The sequence below is a fragment of the Pseudomonas sp. IT-P4 genome (assembly GCF_949767755.1).
GTDB classification, from domain to species: domain Bacteria; phylum Pseudomonadota; class Gammaproteobacteria; order Pseudomonadales; family Pseudomonadaceae; genus Aquipseudomonas; species Aquipseudomonas monachiensis.
The window spans coordinates 1-517 of sequence record NZ_CATKPX010000086.1 but is presented as its reverse complement, the minus strand read 5'-3'; the positions used below and the strand labels follow the sequence as shown (position 1 = coordinate 517).

The 517-nt window shown below is 62.3% G+C and carries 1 protein-coding gene; it reads right to left on the bottom strand.

Annotated elements, in window-relative coordinates; all coding sequences use genetic code 11:
- Positions 1 to 517 (bottom strand): immunoglobulin-like domain-containing protein (locus ACM6IT_RS25865; RefSeq protein WP_414918969.1); only part of this gene is annotated, 517 nt, incomplete at both ends.

Here is a 517-nt window from a genome sequence, read left to right as displayed (position 1 = left end):
AGTAACGCTCTCGAGCTTGTTGACGATCGGCGCCTGGCCGCCGGTGAAGACGTCGTCGGCAGCGGCGATGGTTGCCGTGCCAGTCGCGGTATTGGCCGCGATGGTGATCTTGGTGCCATCGGAGAGGGTGAACTCCAACGGGCCGTGGTTATTGATCGGCAGACCGGCCGCGTTGGTCAGGGTCACGGAGTAGGTGACCTGGCCGCCTTCAGCCACGGTGGACTTGTCCGCAGTCAGGGTCGCAATCACTTCGCTGACGGTGTCAGTGATGGCCACATTGGCCGCCGTGCCGTCGATCACCAGGTTTTCGAAGGTCTGGCCGTCGACGCTGGCGTCGGTGACACCAACCGAGAGGGTCTGGCCGTCCTTGTAGACGTCGTCACCCTGCACCGGTGCGGTGTAGATGGCTGACAATTTGCCCGCTTCAATGGTGACGGTGTCGCCGTTGCTCAGGGTGACCTTGAGGTCGTGATCGAGTTTCTGGTCGACCTTGACGGTGAAGGTCGGCGCGAGGTTT